The sequence below is a fragment of the Streptomyces sp. C1-1 genome, from assembly GCF_050214755.1.
In the GTDB taxonomy this organism is placed as follows: Bacteria; Actinomycetota; Actinomycetes; order Streptomycetales; family Streptomycetaceae; genus Streptomyces.
Genome location: NZ_CP189826.1, coordinates 5,774,794 through 5,793,053 on the forward strand (window position 1 = coordinate 5,774,794; position 18,260 = coordinate 5,793,053).

Here is an 18,260-nt window from a genome sequence, read left to right on the forward strand (position 1 = left end):
GGCCTTCCGGACGCGGTGGTGCAGTGCGCTACACCCCGGGTTCGGCAGGCCGCTCCCTCGTTGCGCGGGGCGCCGGACGGGATCGTGGAGCCCGGGTCGAAGAGACCCCCGACCTCCTCGTTCCCCCTCCCGGAAGGGCCCCGCCATGTCTGCCGTCGCCGCAGTCGCCGCCGTCAAGAAGTTCGTCACCGACCTCCTCCTGTGGACCTGCTTCGCCGGCGGCCTCGCCGCGAGCGCGGGCGCGGGTGCCGTCATCGACGACGACGTCCGCAAGAACGTCGTCACGGCCGTCGGTACGGTCCTCGCGCTCCTCGCCGGCTCGCGCATCGCGCGGAAGCCCGGGATCAGGGCGTTCCTGGGCCGCCCCGGCACGCTGTGGTTCCTCTTCTCTTCAACGGCGGAACGGCGGCGGCCATGTACCTCACGATGGACGGCGTGAAGGGCGTCCTCGGCGCCGCGATGACGGGCCTGGTCTCCCTGGGCGCGGCGGGCGGTCTGCTCGCGGAACGCCGCAGGCGCCGGGCCGTTGTCAGTGGCGCCGCCTAACGTGGCGGCATGACCACACTTGCCGAACGGCACCGCACCGCCCTGCTGGTGATCGACGTCCAGCAGGGCGTCGTCGCGTCCGCCCACGAGCGGGACGCCGTCGTCGCGAACATCGCGTCCCTCGTCGACAGGGCCCGGGCCGAGGACGTCCCGGTCGTCTGGGTCCAGCACTCCGACGAGGGCCTGGAGAAGGGCAGCGACGACTGGCGGTACGTCCCCGAACTGCCGCGCCGCGACTCCGAGCCCCTGGTCCACAAGAACTACGGCGACTCCTTCGAGGCCACCGACCTGGAGCAGGTCCTCGCCGAGGCGGGGGTCGGCCACCTCGTCGTCACGGGCGCGGAGACGGACGCCTGCATCCGGTCCACGATCCACGGCGCGTTCGTACGGGGCTACGACGTCACGCTCGTCGCCGACGCGCACACCGCCAACGACCAGCGCGAGTGGGGCGCCCCGCCGCCGGAGCAGGTGATCGCCCACACGAACCTGTACTGGCGCTGGCAGGGGGCGCCGGGGCGCAAGGCGGCGGTGACGGACACGAAGGACGTGAAGTTCGGGGGCTGAGACGCCGGTTTCCCGGTTCCCGCCGCCCGGGGCGACCGCTTCCGCCTACCGTGATCGATGACGTTGCGTGACGGCCGGTGACTGTCCGACGTTTGTCTCGGGCTGTCCCGGCTGTCCGCGGTGCCGTTCGGGTACGGGGCGCGTTGGAGGTGGTCATGAACGAGGGCGTGGACGAGGCCGGTTGGGATGTGGAACCGGGGGACGAGATCGAGCCGATCGTGCAGGCCGTGGGGCACCTGCTGAAGGTGTGCCGCGAAGGCGCGGGTATGCGGCCTGCCGAGTTCGGTGAACTCATGGGATACGGCGAGGACATGGTCCGCAAGATGGAGCGGGGCCAGCGGATTCCGCGGCCGGAGTTCCTGGACAGGGCGGACACGGTCCTCAAGGCGCAGGGCCATCTGCGGGCGTTCACGGAGGACATGCGCAAGGCGCGGTATCCGAAGAAGGTGCGGGAGCTGGCCGGCCTGGAGGCTCGGGCGGTGGAGTTGCTGATGTACGGCAACCACAACATCCACGGGCTGTTGCAGACACCGGAGTACGCGACGGCGCTGTTCGAGATGACGCAGCCCCCGCTGTCTCCGCACGTGATCGAACGTGAGGTCGCCGCACGCATGGCCCGTAAGTCGATCTTCGGACGGGAGCCCGCCCCGACGCTCAGCTTCGTCATGGAACAGGTCACGCTGGAACGTCCGTACGGCGGCGAGGACGTGCTGCGTCGGCAGCTGCGGCATCTCCTGGAAGTCGCCCGGTTGCGGAACGTGACGATCCAGGTCATGCCGACCCACCGCAGGGAACACGCCGGAACCCAGGGTCTGATCCAGCTGCTGAAGTTCGCCGACGGCTCCGCGATCGGGCGCTCCGACGGCGCATTCAACGGCCGCCCGGTCTCAAGTCCCCGAGACCTTCGTATCCTTGAGCTGCGTTACGGGATGATCCGGGCCCAGGCCCTCCCGCCGGGGGAGTCGTCGGCCTTCATCGAAGAAGTGCTGGGGAGACTATGAGCGCAACCGACCTCCACTGGTTCAAGAGCAGCTACAGCGACAGCGGCGAACCCGGCGACTGCGTCGAAGTCGCCGTCACTCCCGCCACGATCCACGTCCGCGACTCCAAGGCCCCGCAGGCCGCGCACCTCACGGTCGCCCCCACCACCTGGTCCGCCTTCCTCACCCACGTGTCGCGCTGAACTCGGTCGCGTGCCCGGTACACCCGCCGCTAGCGTGCCGTGCATGACGAGCACTGATGCCACCGACGGTTCCGCAGTCCACCCACGCTTCGCCGACGCCCTGAGCGAACTGGGCCTCGACGGCCTGCACGGCCGGGTCCGCCGGTTCCCGGACGCGACCCGCACCGCGGCCGAGGCCGCGGCGGCGATCGGGTGCGAGCTGAGCCAGATCTGCAAGTCGCTGATCTTCGCGGCCGACGGCGTGCCGGTGCTGGTGCTGATGGACGGGGCGTCCCGGGTGGACGTCGAGCGGGTGCGGGAGGAACTCGGCGCCGAGAAGGTGACGCGGGCCAAGGCGGACGTCGTGAGGGAGACGACGGGGTACGCCATCGGCGGTGTACCGCCCTTCGGGCACCGTACGAGGACCCAGGTGCTGGCCGACCGGTCGCTGCTCGCGCACGAGGTGGTGTGGGCCGCCGCCGGGACGCCGTACACGGTCTTCCCCATGGAGCCCAAGGAACTGATCGCCCACGCGGGCGCGACCCTGGTGGACGTGCGCGAGCCGGCGTCGTGACCCCGCTGGTCGCCACGGCGGTCCTGTTCGCCGCGGTCACGCACGCCAGCTGGAACGCGATCGCCCACCGGATTACGGACAAGCTGGTCGGGTTCACGCTGATCGCGGGCGGCGGGATGCTGATCGGGCTGGCCATGGTGCCGTTCGTGCCGGTCCCGGCGGCGGCCGCGTGGCCGTACCTGATCGTCTCGGCCGTCATCCACGCCGCCTACTACGTGCTGTTGATGAAGTCCTTCCGGCTCGGTGACTTCGGGCAGGCGTACCCGATCGCGCGCGGCACCGCGCCGCTGGTGGTCACCGTGCTGGCCGCGGTCTTCGCGCACGAGGTGCCCGACGGGTGGGCGGCGGCCGGGATCGCCCTGTCCTGCGCGGGGCTGACCGGGGTCGCCCTGTGGGGGCTGCGCGGACGCCGGCCGAACTGGGCGGCGATCGGCGCGGCCCTGGCGACCGGGCTGACCATCGCCGGGTACACGGTCGTGGACGGGCTGGGAGTGCGGGCCTCGGGCTCCTCGCTCGGGTACATCGCCTGGCTGATGGCCGTGGAGGGCGTGGCGATCCCGGCGTACGCGCTGACCCGTCTGCGCGGGCAGTTCCTCACCGTGCTGCGGCCGTTCGCCGCCGTGGGCCTGCTGGGCGCCGCCCTGTCCGTCCTCGCCTACGGGCTCGTCCTGTGGGCCCAGACCAAGGCGGAGCTCGCGCCGATCGCGGCCTTGCGCGAGTCGTCGATCATCGTCGGCGCGGCGATCGGCGCCGTGTTCTTCAAGGAACGCTTCGGAGCCCCCCGCATCATGGCCGCCAGTCTTCTGGTGGCGGGCATCGGGCTGATGCTGCACGCGAGTTAGCGCCGCCGCCCGGCCGGGCCCCGGCAACGTTGTCCGGAACGTTTCGCCAAGCGTTGGCCAAGCACGCCTCTGCTTCGGGTTGTCGTGCACACGATTTGTCGATGCCTTGACGATCCGTTCCACCAACGTTCAGCCGGCCGTCTGTGCCTGGGTTGTGTGCCGTCCCTAGGGTCCCGACGGATTCCGGAAGAAGGGACTCATGGACACACTCCACGCAGTCCGGGCCCGCGCGGTCACCAAGTGCTTCGGCGACGTCGTCGCACTCGACGCCGTCGACCTGGATGTGACGCAGGGTCGGATCCACGGCCTGGTCGGTCCGAACGGCGCCGGCAAGACGACGCTGCTCGGCCTGCTGCTGGGCCTGGCCGTCGCCGACGCGGGCGGCCTCGACATCCTCGGCATGCCCGTCGGGCGGGCGTTCGGCGTGCCCGACGGGGTCGCCGGGTTCGTGGACGGGCCCGGCCTCTACCCCTCGCTGACCGCACGTCAGAACCTCGCCGCGCTGGCCCGGCTGCGCGGCGAGGACGCGCGGACGGCCCTGGTCGAGGAAGCCCTCGACCAGGTCGGACTCACCGACGTCGCCGACGACAAGGCCCGCGGCTTCTCCCTCGGCATGCGCCAGCGGCTCGGCCTCGCCGCCGCCCTGCTCACCAGGCCCCGGCTGCTGGTCCTCGACGAGCCCGCCAACGGCCTCGACCCGGCCGGCAAGCGGCATGTGCACGGCGTCCTCAACCGGCTCGCCGCGGACGGCACCGCCGTCGTGCTCTCCAGCCACCGCATGGACGACCTGGAGGCCCTGTGCTCCGAGGTCACCATCCTCGCCACCGGGCGGGTCGTCTTCTCCGGCCCGCTGGCCAAGCTCGCCGCCGAGAACCGCGAACTCGACTACCGGCTGCGCACGTCCGACCCGAACGCCGCGCGCCGGCTGGCCGCCGAAGCGGCCGGCATCCACGTCGTCGACGACCCGGGTACGCGGCCGGACACCGGGACGATCGTCCTGCGCGCGCTCGTGCCCGCCCTCGACGAACTCGTGGCCGCGCTCGTCGGCTCGGGCGTCGCGGTCCGTGAACTGGCCCCCGTGGTCTCGCCGTTGGAGGCCGCCTTCCTCGCCCTCACCGACCAGCGTGAGGAGGCGGGCCGATGAGCGCCACCGTCGCCGACGACAAGGTTGTCAGCGCCCGGCCCGTCTCCGTCCCGCGCGGCTACCGCTTCGAACTGGTCAAACTGGTCTCGCAGTGGCGCATCCGCCTGCTGGTGCTGGCCTGCTGGATCGCTCCGGGCCTCTTCGTCGCCGGCGTGGGCGAGCAGAGCACCCTGCCCTCCGACACCCTCTTCGGCCGCTGGATGCACGCCACCGGCTGGGCCGGGCCACTGGTCATGCTCGGCTTCGCCGGCACCTGGGCGCTCCCGCTGCTGACCTCCCTCGTCGCGGGCGACGTCTTCGCCTCCGAGGACCGGCTCGGCACCTGGCGGCACCTGCTGGTCGCCGTCCGCTCACCCCGCCGGATCTTCGTTGCGAAGTCCCTGGCCAGCCTCACCGTGATCCTGCTGCTGGTGGCCGGGCTGGCCCTCTCCAGCACGGCCGGCGGGCTCGCCTCGGTCGGCGACCAGCCCCTGATCGGCCTCGACGGGCACCGGCTGGCGTCCTCCGACACCGCCGTACGCGTCCTGCTGGCCTGGGTCGCCGCCCTCGCCCCCACCCTGGCCCTCGCCGCCATCGGCCTGCTCGGCTCGGTCGCGCTGGGCCGTTCCCCCACGGGTCTGCTGCTGCCCCCGCTCGTCGCCCTCGGCATGCAGGTCGCCCAGATGCTGCCGCTGCCGGTCGCCGTACGCCTCGCGCTGCCCGGCTACGCCTTCATTTCCTGGAACGGCCTGTTCACCAGCCCGGCCCAGCTCGCCCCGCTCCTCATCGGCGTCACGGTGAGCCTCGTATGGGCGCTGCTCGCGACCGCGCTGGCGTATCTGCTGTTCCTGCGCCGGGACTTCACCAACCTCGCCTACGACGGCGCCGGGCGCCGCGCCATCACCCTCGGGCTGCTGCCCCTGGCCGGCCTGACCGCCCTCACCGTCGCCGTGGTCGCCGTGTCGACCCCCTCAAGCGGCTCCGGCATCACACGGGACAAGGTCCAGCGGTCGGTGGCCACCGCCTTCGCGCACCTGTACCGCCTGCAGACCGAACAGCTCCACCGCCCCGCCGTCACCGAGGCCCGGCTGCGGACCACCGCGGCCTGCACCAAGAGCGACGGCCAGGGCGCCCAGAGCGGCGCGGGCAACGACTGGCGCTGCGTCGTCACCTGGCATATCCCCGGCGTCCCGGTGGCCGGCCAGGCCATCTACCAGCTCGACGTCACCTCGGACGGGCGGTTCGTCGCCGACGGCGACGGGCCGAAGGAAGTCAACGGCTACTTCCTGGTGCGCACCCCGACAGGGGACGCGCCGAACCCGCTGTGGCAGTTCGACGGCAACGTCGAGCTGCTCGAACCCACCTCGAAGGGATAGTTCCATGCAGGTAACACGGCAGCGCCGGGTTAACGAGAAGGAGCAGGTCAACCTCTTCGGCAGACGCGTCGGCCGCCGCGCCGTGCTGGTGACGGCGGGCATCGCCGTCGCCCTCGGCGTCACGGGCACGGCCGTCGCCTCGACGTGGCAGTTCGGCAGCCGGCAGGTCGCCGAGGACACCCCCGACGGACAGGTCATCTCCAGCGACCAGTTCCTCAAGCCGTACGGCAGCCGCACGGTCGTCAACGACGGCAAGATCATGTCGTCGACGGTCGGCCCGGACGGCGGCCACCTCGCCGCCTCGGTCGCCGACGGCGACGCCTCCCTCGTCATCATGGACCTGAGCACCGGTCAGGTGATCCAGAAAGTCGGCACCAACAAGGCGGACGACCTGCGCATCAAGAGCGCCTCGGTCGGCCAGGAGGGCCCCACCTACTCGCCCGACGGCACCCAGCTGTGGCTCGGCCAGACCGACGGCTACACCAGGTTCATCGTCGGCTCCGACGGCACCCTCGCCAACCCCGTGGCCGTCCCGATCCCGGCGGACGGCGACAAGCACGCCCTCGTCGGCGCCGCGGTGTTCTCCGCCGACGGCTCCACCGTGTACTCCGCCGTCAACGGCCAGAACCGCGTCGTCGCCATCGACGCCGCGACCGGAACCGTCCAGCACAGCTGGGCCGTCGGCAACGCCCCGCGCGGCCTCGCCCTGGCCGACGGCAAGCTGTACGTCAGCAACGAGGGCGGCCGTCCGGCCAAGGACGGCGACACCACCATCAACTCCTACGGCACCGACGTACCGGCGAACCCCGACACCGGGGCCACCACCACCGGCACCGTCAGCGTCATCGACACGACCGACCCGTCCGCCGCGGTCGGCTCCATCGACGTCGGCCTGCACCCCACCGCCGTCCACGCCGCGAAGGGCGCGGTGTTCGTCACCAACACCGCCGACAACAACGTCTCGGTCATCGACACCCGCAAGGACAAGGTCGTCCAGACCATCGCGACCCAGCCGTGGCCGGAGGCGAAGGTCGGTTACGAGCCGAACTCGGTCACCCTCACCGACGACGGCCGCCTGCTGGTCACCCTCGGCCGCGCGAACGCCGTCGCCGTCTACCGCTACAAGTCGCCGCAGGAACCCGCCAGTTACGTCGGCCTGCTGCCCACCGACTACTTCCCCTCGCAGATCACCACCGTCGGCGACGACGTCGTCGTCTCCAACACCCGCGGCATCGACGCCCGCCGCCCCACCACCGCGGGCGGCCACGGCACCCACGACACCACGTCCAGCATCACCCGGTTCACGCTGCCCGACGACCACGTCGTACGGGCCCAGACCGCCAAGGTCTTCAAGCAGAACGGCTGGACGCCCGGCTCCGTCGTCACCTCGAACGGCAAGGGCCACGTGCCGGCGCTCCCCGTCCCGCTGCGCCTCGGCGACCCCTCGACGATCAAGCACGTCTTCCTTCTGGTGAAGGAGAACCGCACCTACGACCAGGTCTACGGCGACCTCCCGCAGGGCGACGGCGACTCCTCGTTGACGACGTTCGGCGAGAACGTCACACCCAACCAGCACGCCCTGGCCGACCAGTTCGGGCTCTACGACAACTTCTACGACGTCGGCACGAACTCCGCCGAGGGCCACAACTGGCTGATGCAGTCGGACAACCCGGAGTACACCGAGTCCTCCGCCGGCGAGTACCAGCGCAGCTACGACACCGAGAACGACGCCCTCGGCCACCAGAAGTCCGGCTTCATCTGGAGCGGCGCGCAGGCGGCCGGCAGGTCCGTCAAGGACTTCGGCGAGTTCCAGTCGCTGGAGAGCAAGCCGGCCGACGCCTCCTGGCAGAACCTGTACTGCGACGCCAAGACCATGGACGCCACCGGCGCGCAGACCCAGTACTCCATCCAGACCGGCTCGGCGATCCCCTCCCTCAACAAGGTGTCGGTCCAGGGCTTCCCGATGTTCGACCTCAGCGTCCCGGACATCTACAAGGAACAGATCTGGAAGCAGGACTTCGAGAAGAACGGTCCGGCGAACCTCAACATGTTCTGGTTCTCCAACGACCACACCGGCGGCCCCGCCAACGCCGCCGCCGAGGTCGCCGACAACGACCTCGCCGTCGGCCGCATGGTCGACGAGATCTCCCACAGCAGGTACTGGAAGGACTCGGCGATCTTCGTCGTCGAGGACGACTCCCAGAACGGCCTCGACCACGTCGACGGCCACCGCGCCCCGGTCCAGATCATCAGCCCCTGGGCCCAGCGCGACACGGTCGACAGCCACTACTACTCGCAGATCACGATGATCCGCACCATCGAGCAGATCCTCGGGATCCACCCGATGAACCAGAAGGACAGCGCGGCCACCCCGATGTACGGCGCCTTCACCCTGAAGCCGGACAGCACGCCGTTCACGGCCGTCCCCAACCGCACCTCCCTCACCCTCGGCGTCAGCCCCCAGCCGCCCTGCGGCTCCGACACCCCGGCGCCGCAGGACCCCTCGGCGGCCGCCGCGCCGACGTCCGCCGCGGTTCCCGAGGCCAAGCAGGCGCTCGCGGACGAGTGGCAGACCTGGGCCTCGCACCAGCGCCTGACCGGCCCGCACGCCGTGCCCGACTACGCCAACAACGAGCAGATGAACCGCTACACCTGGTACCAGACCCACAACTGGACCAAGCCCTACCCCGGCGACAAGAAGGTCTACGCGCCGAACGACGTGCCCGGCGCCTACCTCCCGTCGGCGGAGTCCGACGGCTGACCCGGCACCCCTCGCGCGAAGCAGCCCCCGGGAGCACTCTGGAAGCAGGTGTTCCGGAGGTGATCGTCATGATGCACACCGCTGTGGGATGGCACGTGGAGATGGAGTTCAGCGAGGACGAGACGCACACGCGGGCCGTCGCGATGGTTCGCCTGCCCGACGGGTCCGAGGTACGGGCCCACGGGCACGCGAGCCGCCACCACACCGACTCCAATCAGCCGAGGGTCGGTGAGGAGATCGCCGGCGCGCGGGCGCTGAACGAACTCGCCATGCAACTGCTCACCAAGGCGCACGGTGAGATCGACTCGGCCTCCGGCCGGACCTCTCATCCGATCAACGTCTGAGCGTCAGGTGTACATCTGAGCGTCAGGCGGATCCGAGGGACACGCGCAGTGCCCGTACGAGGGCCTGCGCCCTCGGGTCCGCCGTCACGCTCTTCCTGAAACCGTTGGTCACATAGCCGAAGGCGATGCCCGACTCGGGGTCGGCGAAGCCGAGGGCGCCGCCGCGGCCCGGGTGGCCGAAGGAGGCGGGGGACAGCAGCGGGGAAGCCGCTCCGTGCAGCATGTAGCCCAGGCCGAACCTGGTCGCCACGACCAGCACGCGGTCCGGCCCGGCGCTGCGTTCGGCGCGGGCCAGCTCGACCGACTCCGGCGTGAACAGGCGGCTGCCGCCGTCCACTTCGCCGATCAGCGAGGCGTAGAAACGGGCCAGTCCGTCCGCCGTGGCGACACCGTTGGAGGCGGGCAGGGCGGCGGCCCGGTAGGCGGGGTCGTTCTCGTCGGGCAGCGGCGTGATCGCGGCGAAGGCGCGACGGGTGAGGGAGGCGGGGTCGGCGTAGGCCTCGGAGACCTCCCGCTTGGGGCGGAGCCTGAGACCGCGCGGTTCGGCCGGGGGATCGATCTGCGCCACCCGGCCCGCGCGCGCACGCTCGCCGTCGGGCAGTCCGAGCCACAGGTCCGCGCCGAGCGGGCCCGCGATCTCCCCGGCGATCCACTCGCCGATCTCCCGCCCGGTCACCCGCCGCACCAGCTCGCCGGTCAGCCAGCTGTACGTCTGCGCGTGGTACCCGTGGTCCGTCCCCGGCTCCCACACCGGCGCCTGGGCCGCGACCGCCTCGGCGCCGAGGACCGGGTCGGCGGCCTGCGCGGGCGTGAGCGGCGTGTCCAGCACGGGCACGCCGGCCCGGTGCGCGAGCAGGTGCCACACCCGCGTCCGCTCCTTGCCGGCCGCCTTGAACTCCGGCCAGTACGTGCCGACCGGCGCGTCCAGATCCAGCTCCCCACGCTGGTGCAGCAGCAGGAGTACGGCGGCGGCGACGCCCTTGGTCGCCGAGCGCACGATCTGCGCGGTGCCGTGCTGCCAGGGCTCGGTGCCGTCGACATCCCTGGTCCCGGCCCACAGGTCGACGACCCGGTGCCCGTCCCGGTAGACGGCCACCGCCGCGCCGCGGTCCCCGAGCACGTCGAAGTTCCGCACGAACGCTTCCCTGACCGGCTCGAAGCCCTCGGCCACCGCACCGTTCACGTCCACGTCCGTACTCCTCCTCGCGCTGTGCCGCTCTCTCCTACTCAACCAAGCAGAATCGTCACGTCGATGTTCCCGCGGGTCGCGTTCGAGTACGGGCACACCTCGTGCGCCGCGTCCACCAGCTTCGCCGCGATGTCCGGGTCCAGGACCGGGAGGGAGACGCTGAGGGCGACCGCCAGGCCGTAGCCGCGGGTCTTGTTGGGGCCGATGCCGACCTTGGCGGCGACGGTCGAGCCCGTGAGGTCGTAGCCCATGCGGTTGCCGACGAGGATCAGGGCGTTGTGGAAGCAGGAGCTGTACCCGGCCGCGAAGAGCTGCTCGGGGTTGGTGCCGTCGCCGTCGCCGCCCAGCTGCGGCGGCATCGCCACCTTGAGCTGGATGTGGCCGTCCTGGCTGGTGACGTAGCCGTTCCGGCCGCCGTGCGCGGTCGCCTCGGCGACATACATGATCTTCGTCGGACGGGTGTCCGGCGTCTCGGTGTCGACGGTCAGGTCGTCGCTCATGGCGCTCATGGATGGCCCCCCAGAACGAGTGCGCGCGAGTACATCGTGCACAAGGTACTGGCCGGTAGGTCGGTGTGAGGGGTCGGGGGGATGCAACCGGGGGTAACGGGAGGTGGGAGCGTGTTGTGGGGGCGCGCGCCGTGTTGTGGGGCGCGTGCTGTCAGGCGGGGCGCTCTGCCGCCTCGTGCGCCCTTTCCGTGAGCCTCCACAACTCCTCGCGCAACCGCGCGACCTCTTCGGCGCCTAGCCCCGTCGCGGTGAGCAGGGCGCCCGGCACGCATGCCGCACGCTCCCGCAATTCCTCTCCGTGCCCCGTGCATGCGACGAGCACCGAGCGCTCGTCGTGGGCCGCGCGCTCCCGGCGCACCACCCCGGCGCTCTCCAGCCGCTTGAGCAACGGCGACACCGTGCCGTAGTCCAGCCGCAGGGCGGCGGCGAGCTCCTTCACCGTCGTCTCGCCGCGCTCCCACAGGACGAGCAGCACGAGGTACTGGGGGTAGGTGAGGCCGAGTTCCTCCAGCACCGGACGGTAGGCGGCGGTCACCGCCCGCTGGGCCGCGTACAGCGCGAAGCACAGCTGCTCGTCGAGCAGCGGCGAGGTCACGGCCGGCGTCTGGTCCTCGTTCGTCACGCGCCCATTCTCACGGACGGCCCGTGCCCGCCGTCACCGAACGGGGATCGAAGCCGAAGGGGAGCTCCAGGCGGTGGGCGCGCATGAGGTCGTCGTCGGAGAGGAGTTCGCCCGTCCTGCCGTCCGCGGCGATCACCCCTTCGCTGAGGATCAGCGAGCGCGGGCACAGCTCCAGGGCGTACGGCAGGTCATGGGTGACCATCAGGACCGTGACGTCCAGGGCGCGCAGGATGTCGGCCAGTTCGCGGCGCGACGCCGGGTCGAGGTTGGAGGAGGGCTCGTCCAGGACGAGGATCTCCGGCTCCATGGCGAGGACCGTGGCGACGGCCACGCGACGCCTCTGCCCGAAGGAGAGGTGGTGCGGGGGACGCTCCTTGAACTCCGCCATGCCGACCTGCGCGAGCGCCCGGTCGACCCGTTCCTCCAGCTCCGCGCCCCGCAGCCCGGCCGCGGCCGGCCCGAACGCCACGTCCTCGCGCACCGTCGGCATGAACAGCTGGTCGTCCGGGTCCTGGAAGACGATCCCGACCCGGCGCCGGATCTCCGCCATGTGCCGCTTGCCGACGGGCAGTCCGGCGACGGTCACCGTTCCCGCGCCGCCGGTCAGGATGCCGTTGAGATGCAGCACCAGGGTCGTCTTGCCCGCGCCGTTCGGGCCGAGCAGCGCGACCCGTTCGCCGCGCTCGACGCGGAAGTCCACGCCGAACAGCGCCTGGTGGCCGTCCGGGTAGGCGAAGGCCAGTCCGGCCACTTCCAGGGAAGGCGTCTCGACAGTCACAGGGTCCATCCCAGCAGGCAGACGACAAGGGCGGCGAAGGGGAGGGCGAGGGCGTACGACCACTGCGCCCGGGACGCGGTCACCTCGTCGATGACCGGCATCGAGCCGGCGTATCCGCGGCTGACCATGGCCAGGTGCACGCGCTCCCCGCGCTCGTAGGAGCGGATGAACAGGGCGCCCGCGCTCTTCGCGAGCACCCCCCAGTGCCGCACACCCCGCGCCTCGAACCCGCGCGACTCCCGCGCGATCCGCATGCGCCGCATCTCGTCGGTGATGACGTCGCCGTAGCGGATCATGAAGGAGGCGATCTGGACGAGCAGCGGCGGGAGCTTCAACCGCTGCAGGCCCAGCAGCAGTTCGCGCAACTCCGTGGTGGAGGCCAGCAGGACCGACGTGGCCACGCCCAGCGTGCCCTTGGCGAGCACGTTCCAGGCGCCCCAAAGGCCGTTCACGCTCAGGGACACCCCCAGGACGTCCACCCGCTCGCCCTCCGCCACGAACGGCATCAGTACCGCGAACGCCACGAACGGCACCTCGATCAGCAGCCGCTTGAGGACGAAGCCGGCGGGCACGCGCGCGTGGAGCGCGACGGCGCCCAGGAGGACGGCGTACAGACCGAAGGCCCACATCGCCTCCCGCGGGGTCGAGACGACGACCACCACGAACGCGAAGGCGGCGGCGAGCTTGGTGTGCGGCGGCAGGGCGTGCACGGGGGAGTGCCCGTGCCGGTAGAGCTTGTGTGCGTGTCCCGCGCCCATGTCAGACAGCGCTCGTGCTCGTCGGCGAGACGTCCGGCGTACGCCGTCGGCGCACGACCCAGAACACCGCGCTCCCCGCGACCACCGTCACCCCGACGCCGATCACGCCCGCCAGCCCCCCGGACAGGCGGGCGTCCTCGACGTCCCTCACGCCGTAGTCGGCCAGCGGCGAGTCGGCCGAGCTGTGCCGCTGGGCCTTCTTGTCGATGCCCTTGTCGTGCGCGACCTTCTCCAGTCCGTCGGGGCTGGAGGAGGCGTAGAAGCTGACGAAGCCGGCCAGGACGAGGGAGGTCGCGAGACCGGTGATCCACAGCGCGCGGCGGGAGGTGCGCGCCGCGACGGGCGCCGTGCGCGCCCCGTCGGAAGCCGGTACGTCCACGAGTGCGCCGTTCACGCGCAGCTTCAGGCGCTGGCGCAGGCCGCGCGCGCCGTGCACGAGATCCGGGCGCACGGCGATCACCGCGCCCACCGTGAGCGCCGTGATCACCGCCTCCCCGAGCCCGATGAGCACATGCACGCCGATCATCGCGGTGGCGACCTTGCCGAGGGAGACGTCGGTCGTCCCGCCGACGGCGTAGATGAGGGTGAACGCCACCGCCGCGGCCGGCACCGAAAGAAGCGCGGCCGCGAAGGAGGCGACGGTGACCGAACGCCGCCCGCGCGGCAGCACCTTCACCAGGAGACGGAAGACGGCGTAAGAGACGATCGTCGTGACGATCGCCATGTCCGTGATGTTCACGCCGAGCGCGGTCAGCCCGCCGTCCGCGAAGAGGATCCCCTGCATGAGCAGGACCACGGAGACGCAGAGCACACCGGTGCAGGGGCCGACGAGGATCGCTGCCAGTGCCCCGCCGAGCAGATGCCCGCTGGTACCGGCCGCGACGGGGAAGTTGAGCATCTGCACCGCGAAGATGAACGCCGCCACCAGACCGGCCAACGGGGCGGTTCTCTCGTCCAGTTCGCGTCGTGCGCCGCGCAGGCTCACGGCGACGGCGGCGGCGGCGACCACGCCGGTCGCGGCCGAGACGGGCGCGTTGATGAATCCGTCAGGCACATGCACCGTTCGATGATAGTGCCTTGTTGCGAATCTTTTGCAAGAGCGAGTGGGTCGTATGTCGGTCCGATGCTCGTTCGTCAAGAGGTGTGAACCAGAAAATATGGGACATTAGAAAAGGAATGGACGCACAGATTCCGCACAGGTCACGCTCCGTGAGAGGGCCGTCACGATGTCTGTAGTCGAACAGTACGCGCGAGCCCACATCGTCTCCGACACCGCGATACCGATCGACGAAGCGGTCCCCGTCATCCTGCGCTACGACCCGGAGACCGACCCGCGTTCGGTGCGCTTCGCCCTCCCGGGCACCCCCGAATGGACCTGCTCCCGCTCGCTCCTCGAACAGGGCCTGCGTGCCCCGGCCGGCACCGGACAGGTCCGCGTATGGCCGTGCGGCCGCGTGCAGGCGGTCGTCGAGTTCCACTCCCCGCAGGGCGTCTCGGTGGTGCAGTTCGAGACGAAGGCCCTGCTCAGGTTCCTGCGCCGCACCTACATGGCGGCGGCACCCGTCAGCCGCTGACCGGCACCGCCCGCCCGCGCAGGCGGCGCCCGGACGCCGTGGCTCAGCCCATCTTCAGCAGCGCCGCCACGATCGGACCGGCCGTGTCACCGCCGTGACCGCCCGCCTGGACCACACCCGCCGCCGCGAGGTCGCCCCGGTAGGCGGTGAACCAGCCGTTCGGCTTCTTCTGGCCGTCCACCTCGGCCGAGCCCGTCTTCGCACCGGCGTCACCACTCACCCCGGACATCGCCTTGGCCGCCGTACCGTAGCCCGCCGTGTACCGCATGACCTCCTTCAGCCAGCCCTGCGTCTGCGACGACATCGTCCGGGAGGCCTTCGCCAGCGTGCGGTGGTCGACGTCGGGGGAGACCAGGTACGGCTGGCGGAAGACGCCCGACTCCACGGTCGCCGAGACCGACGCCATGTTCAGCGGGTTCATCCGCACCCCGCCCTGGCCGATCAGCGAGGCACCCATCTGCGCACCGCTCTGCACCGGGACGGAGCCGTCGAACGTCGGGACGCCGATGGCCCAGTTGTTCATGCCGAGGCCGTAGACCTGCTGGGCCTCCGTCGTCAGGTCGCTGTTGGACAGCTTCGGCGCGAAGTTGATGAAGGCGTTGTTGCAGGAAGCGCCGAAGGCGAGCTTGAAGCTGCCCTGCTTGATCTCCGAGTTGTCGTCGTTGTGGAAGGTCCAGCCCGCGAGCTTGTACGTCTTGGGGCAGGGGTGCGACTGGTCCGGCTTGACGAGCTTCTTCTCGAACAGCATCGTCGACGTCACGACCTTCATCGTGGAGCCGGGGGCCAGGGAGCCCTGGAAGGCCACGTTGAAGCCGGGGTTGTGGTTCGCCACGGCCAGGATCTCGCCGGTCGACGGGCGCAGGACCACGACCGAGGACCGGTCCTTCGCGGCGACCTGCCGCTCGGCCGCCGCCTGGAAGGTGGGGCTCAGCGTCGTCTTCACCTTGCCCGGGGTGCCCTTGGTCAGCGTCAGCAGGGTCTTGTCGGACAGCTTGGCCTTCTGTGAGGCCTTGCCGCGCACCACGTCCAGCTCGATGCCCGCCTTCCCGCCGGCGATCTTGCCGTACTTCTCGCGCAGGCCGTCCAGGACCGGGCCCAGCGACGGGTACTTGGCGGTCGTCAGCTCGCCGCCGTCACGGTCGTAGGCCTTGACCGGAGGCGTCCCCGCCTCGCCGGTGACCAGCGTGTCGCCGTCCTTCAGGTCCGGGTGGACGACGGAGGAGTGCCAGTCGACCAGCGGCTTGCCGGTCTCCTTGTCGCGTACGACCGTCAGGGAACTGGAGTACGCCAGCGGCTTGCTGATGCCCTTGTAGGCGACCGTGCCCTTGACGGAGAAGGGGACCTTGTCGCCGGTCCGGGTGCCCGGGGTAAGGGTGACGCCCGTGATGTGGGCGTCCTTGGTGTAACCGGTGAGCAGGGCGGTGGCCACCGTCGGGTCGTTCGTGACGGCGGCGGCCACGTCGGCCTTGCCCGTCCGCCAGGACGTCAGGAACTTCGTGGCGGCGGTCTGCACCTCGGTCGCCGACAACGGGCCGGTCTTGACGTGCTTGTGGTCGCCCGCGGACGCCGAGGTGCTCCCGTCGTCGGCCGAGGCCCCGTGGCCGTAGAGCGCGTAGGCGCCGAGGCCGGCGCCGCCGACGACCACGGCGATCATCCCGCCGATGACGGCGGGCCTGGTCTTCCGTCGCTCGGCGACGCGCCTTCTGTTGCCCACAGTTCCCGTTCCTCCGCTGTATCCCCAGGGTCCCCTCAGGGCCCCGGCGGACCCAGCCCTCATCCATCCCAACGACGGCACCAGCCTAGAGTCCCCAAGCGGAGGGGAAACTTCAGCCTGCCGTCCGTAGCACAGCTGCGACAATCGGGCCCGCCGCCGTGCCGCCGTGGCCGCCCTCCTCGGTCATGGCCGCGGCCGCCATGTCGTTGCGGAACCCGGTGAACCAGCTGTTGGAGACGGCCTGCCCGTCGACCTCCGCGGAACCCGTCTTGGCGCCGACGTCCCCCCGGAGCCCGGCCATGGCGTTCATCGCCGTCCCCTGGCTCGCGGTGAGCCGCATCATCTGCGTCAGCTGGGCGGAGGTGCTCGCGGACAGCCCCTTCGCGGTGGCCAGTTCGCGGTCGTCCAGGTTCGGCGAGACCAGATACGGCTGGCGGAAGCGGCCGGTGATGGCGGTCGCGGTGACCGACGCCATGTTCAGCGGGCTCATCTGCACCTGGCCCTGGCCGATCGCGTTGGCGGCGCGGTCCGGGCCGCTGACCGTGGGCACCTTGCCGTCGAAGGAGGTGATGCCGGTCTTCCAGTTGTCCCGGCCGAGCCCGAAACGGTCCTGGGCCTCCTGCGTGAGCGAGGAGTCGGTGAGCGGCTTCTCGTCGATCAGCTTGATGAAGGCGGTGTTGCAGGAACGCAGGAAGCTGTTGGCGAGCGTGGCGTTCTCGTTGGGCTGCATGTTCTTGAGGTTGGTGAAGGTCTGGCTCTGCCAGGTGGCGCTCGGCGGACATGGCGCCGGGCCGTTCATCGAGGTCACACCGTTGTCGATGAGCATCGCGGCAGTGATGATCTTCATCGTGGAGCCGGGCGCGACCTCGCCCTCGAAGGCCGCGTTGAACTGGTCCGTGCGGTTGTTGGCCACCGCCAGCACCTCACCGGTGCTGGGCTTGACGGCCACCACCGAGGACTGGTCGAACTTCTTCACCGCCGTCTCGGCCGCCGCCTGCGCGCTCGCGCTGATCGTGGTCCGCAGCCGGCCCGCCTTCCCCTTGGCGAGGGTCACCAGCGACGTGTCGGCCACCCCCTCCGCCTGGTGATGGATGGCCAGTTCGACGCCGGGGGTGCCGCCCGCCTTGTCGCCGTAGCGCTGGCGCAGGGTGTCGATGACGGGCCCGAGCGACGGGTACTTCTCCTTCGTCAGCACGGCCCCGTCGCGATCCACGGCCTCGATCTCCGGGCTCGCGGACTCGCCCGTGACCAGCGTGTCGCCGGTCTTCAGCTGCGGATGGACGACCGACGGCCGCCAGTCGACCAGCGCCCGCCCGGTGGTCCTGCCCCGCACGACCGTCAACTCGCTCTTGTACGTCAGCGGCTTGGACCTGCCCTCGTACGACACCGTCGCCCTGACCGTGAAAGGCACCGTCGCCCCGCTCGCCGCGCCCGGGGTGATCTTCACGTCCTTGATGTGCGCGCTCTCGCCGTAGGCCGTCAGCAGCGGCTCGGCGCCCGCGTCGTCGTTCGTGTACGTGGCCGCCCGGGCCGCGTCCCCCTTCGACCAGGCGGCCAGGAACTTCGCCGACGTCTGCTTGATCTCGTCCTTGCTCGGCGGCCCCGTCTTCACGGACGCCGCTCCGCCGCCCCCGTCGCCGTTCAGCGCCGACACGATGTTGAAGGCGCCGTACCCGGCACCGCCCACCATCACGGCGAACACGCTGCCTATGACGGCGACCTTGACCCCCTTGGCCATGTCTCTCCCCGTTTCCCCGTACAACGATCCTCCGCACTGTAGGCGGCGGGAGAGGCGGGCGTGAGGGAAGTTGCCCATGTGGGGAC

At 70.9% G+C, this 18,260-nt stretch carries 19 protein-coding genes; 11 read left to right on the plus strand and 8 right to left on the minus strand.

Translation table 11 applies throughout. The features are described 5' to 3' along the window. Positions 1–145: 145 nt before the first annotated feature. The 10 genes from ACQF4J_RS26470 (at position 146) to ACQF4J_RS26515 (ending at position 9,292) form a co-directional block, all read left to right on the plus strand. The gene (locus ACQF4J_RS26470) at positions 146–439 is read left to right on the plus strand and encodes a hypothetical protein (RefSeq protein ID WP_427166922.1); all 294 of its coding nucleotides are present in this window, start codon (positions 146–148) and stop codon (positions 437–439) included. Positions 440–555: 116 nt separating this feature from the next. After that, the gene (locus tag ACQF4J_RS26475; RefSeq protein WP_351565073.1) at positions 556–1,110 is read left to right on the plus strand and encodes an isochorismatase family protein; all 555 of its coding nucleotides are present in this window, start codon (positions 556–558) and stop codon (positions 1,108–1,110) included. 155 nt (positions 1,111–1,265) lie between these two features. Next, complete coding sequence (locus tag ACQF4J_RS26480) at positions 1,266–2,111, plus strand: helix-turn-helix domain-containing protein (protein WP_351565076.1); 846 nt, start codon at positions 1,266–1,268, stop codon at positions 2,109–2,111. Next, complete coding sequence (locus tag ACQF4J_RS26485) at positions 2,108–2,293, plus strand: DUF397 domain-containing protein (protein WP_351565079.1); 186 nt, start codon at positions 2,108–2,110, stop codon at positions 2,291–2,293. Before ACQF4J_RS26480 ends, ACQF4J_RS26485 begins: the two co-directional genes overlap by 4 nt. Positions 2,294–2,336: 43 nt before the next feature. Then, on the plus strand, positions 2,337–2,846 hold the full coding sequence (locus ACQF4J_RS26490) for a YbaK/EbsC family protein (RefSeq protein WP_427166923.1): 510 nt from the start codon (positions 2,337–2,339) through the stop codon (positions 2,844–2,846). Beyond that, positions 2,843–3,688: an EamA family transporter gene (locus tag ACQF4J_RS26495; protein ID WP_427166924.1), complete on the plus strand. Its 846-nt coding sequence runs from the start codon at positions 2,843–2,845 to the stop codon at positions 3,686–3,688. The genes ACQF4J_RS26490 and ACQF4J_RS26495 overlap by 4 nt, the downstream gene beginning before the upstream one ends. A gap of 199 nt (positions 3,689–3,887) precedes the next feature. Further along, positions 3,888–4,832, plus strand: coding sequence for an ABC transporter ATP-binding protein (locus ACQF4J_RS26500; RefSeq protein WP_351565088.1), 945 nt, complete (start codon positions 3,888–3,890; stop codon positions 4,830–4,832). Beyond that, positions 4,829–6,187: an ABC transporter permease gene (locus ACQF4J_RS26505; protein ID WP_427166925.1), complete on the plus strand. Its 1,359-nt coding sequence runs from the start codon at positions 4,829–4,831 to the stop codon at positions 6,185–6,187. Before ACQF4J_RS26500 ends, ACQF4J_RS26505 begins: the two co-directional genes overlap by 4 nt. A 4-nt stretch (positions 6,188–6,191) precedes the next feature. Next, entirely contained in the window at positions 6,192–8,948 is a 2,757-nt protein-coding gene (locus ACQF4J_RS26510; RefSeq protein WP_427166926.1) for a phosphoesterase, read from the plus strand. A gap of 68 nt (positions 8,949–9,016) precedes the next feature. Beyond that, positions 9,017–9,292: a DUF1876 domain-containing protein gene (locus tag ACQF4J_RS26515; RefSeq protein WP_351565100.1), complete on the plus strand. Its 276-nt coding sequence runs from the start codon at positions 9,017–9,019 to the stop codon at positions 9,290–9,292. A 22-nt stretch (positions 9,293–9,314) separates the two neighbouring features. On the opposite strand, the gene ACQF4J_RS26520 is transcribed toward ACQF4J_RS26515, so the two are convergent. The 6 genes from ACQF4J_RS26520 to ACQF4J_RS26545 all read right to left on the minus strand — a co-directional run bounded on the left by ACQF4J_RS26520 (position 9,315) and on the right by ACQF4J_RS26545 (position 14,208). Then, positions 9,315–10,481: a serine hydrolase domain-containing protein gene (locus ACQF4J_RS26520; RefSeq protein WP_427166927.1), complete on the minus strand. Its 1,167-nt coding sequence runs from the start codon at positions 10,479–10,481 to the stop codon at positions 9,315–9,317. Positions 10,482–10,519: 38 nt separating this feature from the next. After that, positions 10,520–10,981 (minus strand): organic hydroperoxide resistance protein, encoded by a 462-nt coding sequence (locus ACQF4J_RS26525; RefSeq protein ID WP_351565514.1) that lies wholly within the window; start codon positions 10,979–10,981, stop codon positions 10,520–10,522. 160 nt (positions 10,982–11,141) lie between these two features. Continuing rightward, entirely contained in the window at positions 11,142–11,612 is a 471-nt protein-coding gene (locus ACQF4J_RS26530) for a MarR family winged helix-turn-helix transcriptional regulator (protein ID WP_351565107.1), read from the minus strand. 10 nt (positions 11,613–11,622) lie between these two features. Further along, entirely contained in the window at positions 11,623–12,399 is a 777-nt protein-coding gene (locus ACQF4J_RS26535; protein ID WP_351565109.1) for an energy-coupling factor ABC transporter ATP-binding protein, read from the minus strand. Beyond that, complete coding sequence (gene cbiQ / locus ACQF4J_RS26540) at positions 12,387–13,148, minus strand: cobalt ECF transporter T component CbiQ (protein WP_351565112.1); 762 nt, start codon at positions 13,146–13,148, stop codon at positions 12,387–12,389. The genes ACQF4J_RS26535 and cbiQ overlap by 13 nt, the downstream gene beginning before the upstream one ends. Before the next feature lies 1 nt (position 13,149). Further along, positions 13,150–14,208, minus strand: coding sequence for an energy-coupling factor ABC transporter permease (locus ACQF4J_RS26545; protein WP_427166928.1), 1,059 nt, complete (start codon positions 14,206–14,208; stop codon positions 13,150–13,152). Positions 14,209–14,374: 166 nt separating this feature from the next. On the opposite strand from ACQF4J_RS26545, the gene ACQF4J_RS26550 reads away from it, so the two are divergent. Then, positions 14,375–14,722 carry an SsgA family sporulation/cell division regulator gene (locus ACQF4J_RS26550; protein ID WP_351565117.1) on the plus strand — a complete coding sequence of 116 codons (348 nt, stop codon included), beginning with the start codon at positions 14,375–14,377 and terminating at the stop codon, positions 14,720–14,722. Positions 14,723–14,765: 43 nt separating this feature from the next. On the opposite strand, the gene ACQF4J_RS26555 is transcribed toward ACQF4J_RS26550, so the two are convergent. Then, complete coding sequence (locus ACQF4J_RS26555) at positions 14,766–16,436, minus strand: penicillin-binding transpeptidase domain-containing protein (RefSeq protein ID WP_427166929.1); 1,671 nt, start codon at positions 16,434–16,436, stop codon at positions 14,766–14,768. A gap of 112 nt (positions 16,437–16,548) precedes the next feature. Then, positions 16,549–18,174 carry a penicillin-binding transpeptidase domain-containing protein gene (locus ACQF4J_RS26560; protein WP_427166930.1) on the minus strand — a complete coding sequence of 542 codons (1,626 nt, stop codon included), beginning with the start codon at positions 18,172–18,174 and terminating at the stop codon, positions 16,549–16,551. Positions 18,175–18,260: the final 86 nt, after the last annotated feature.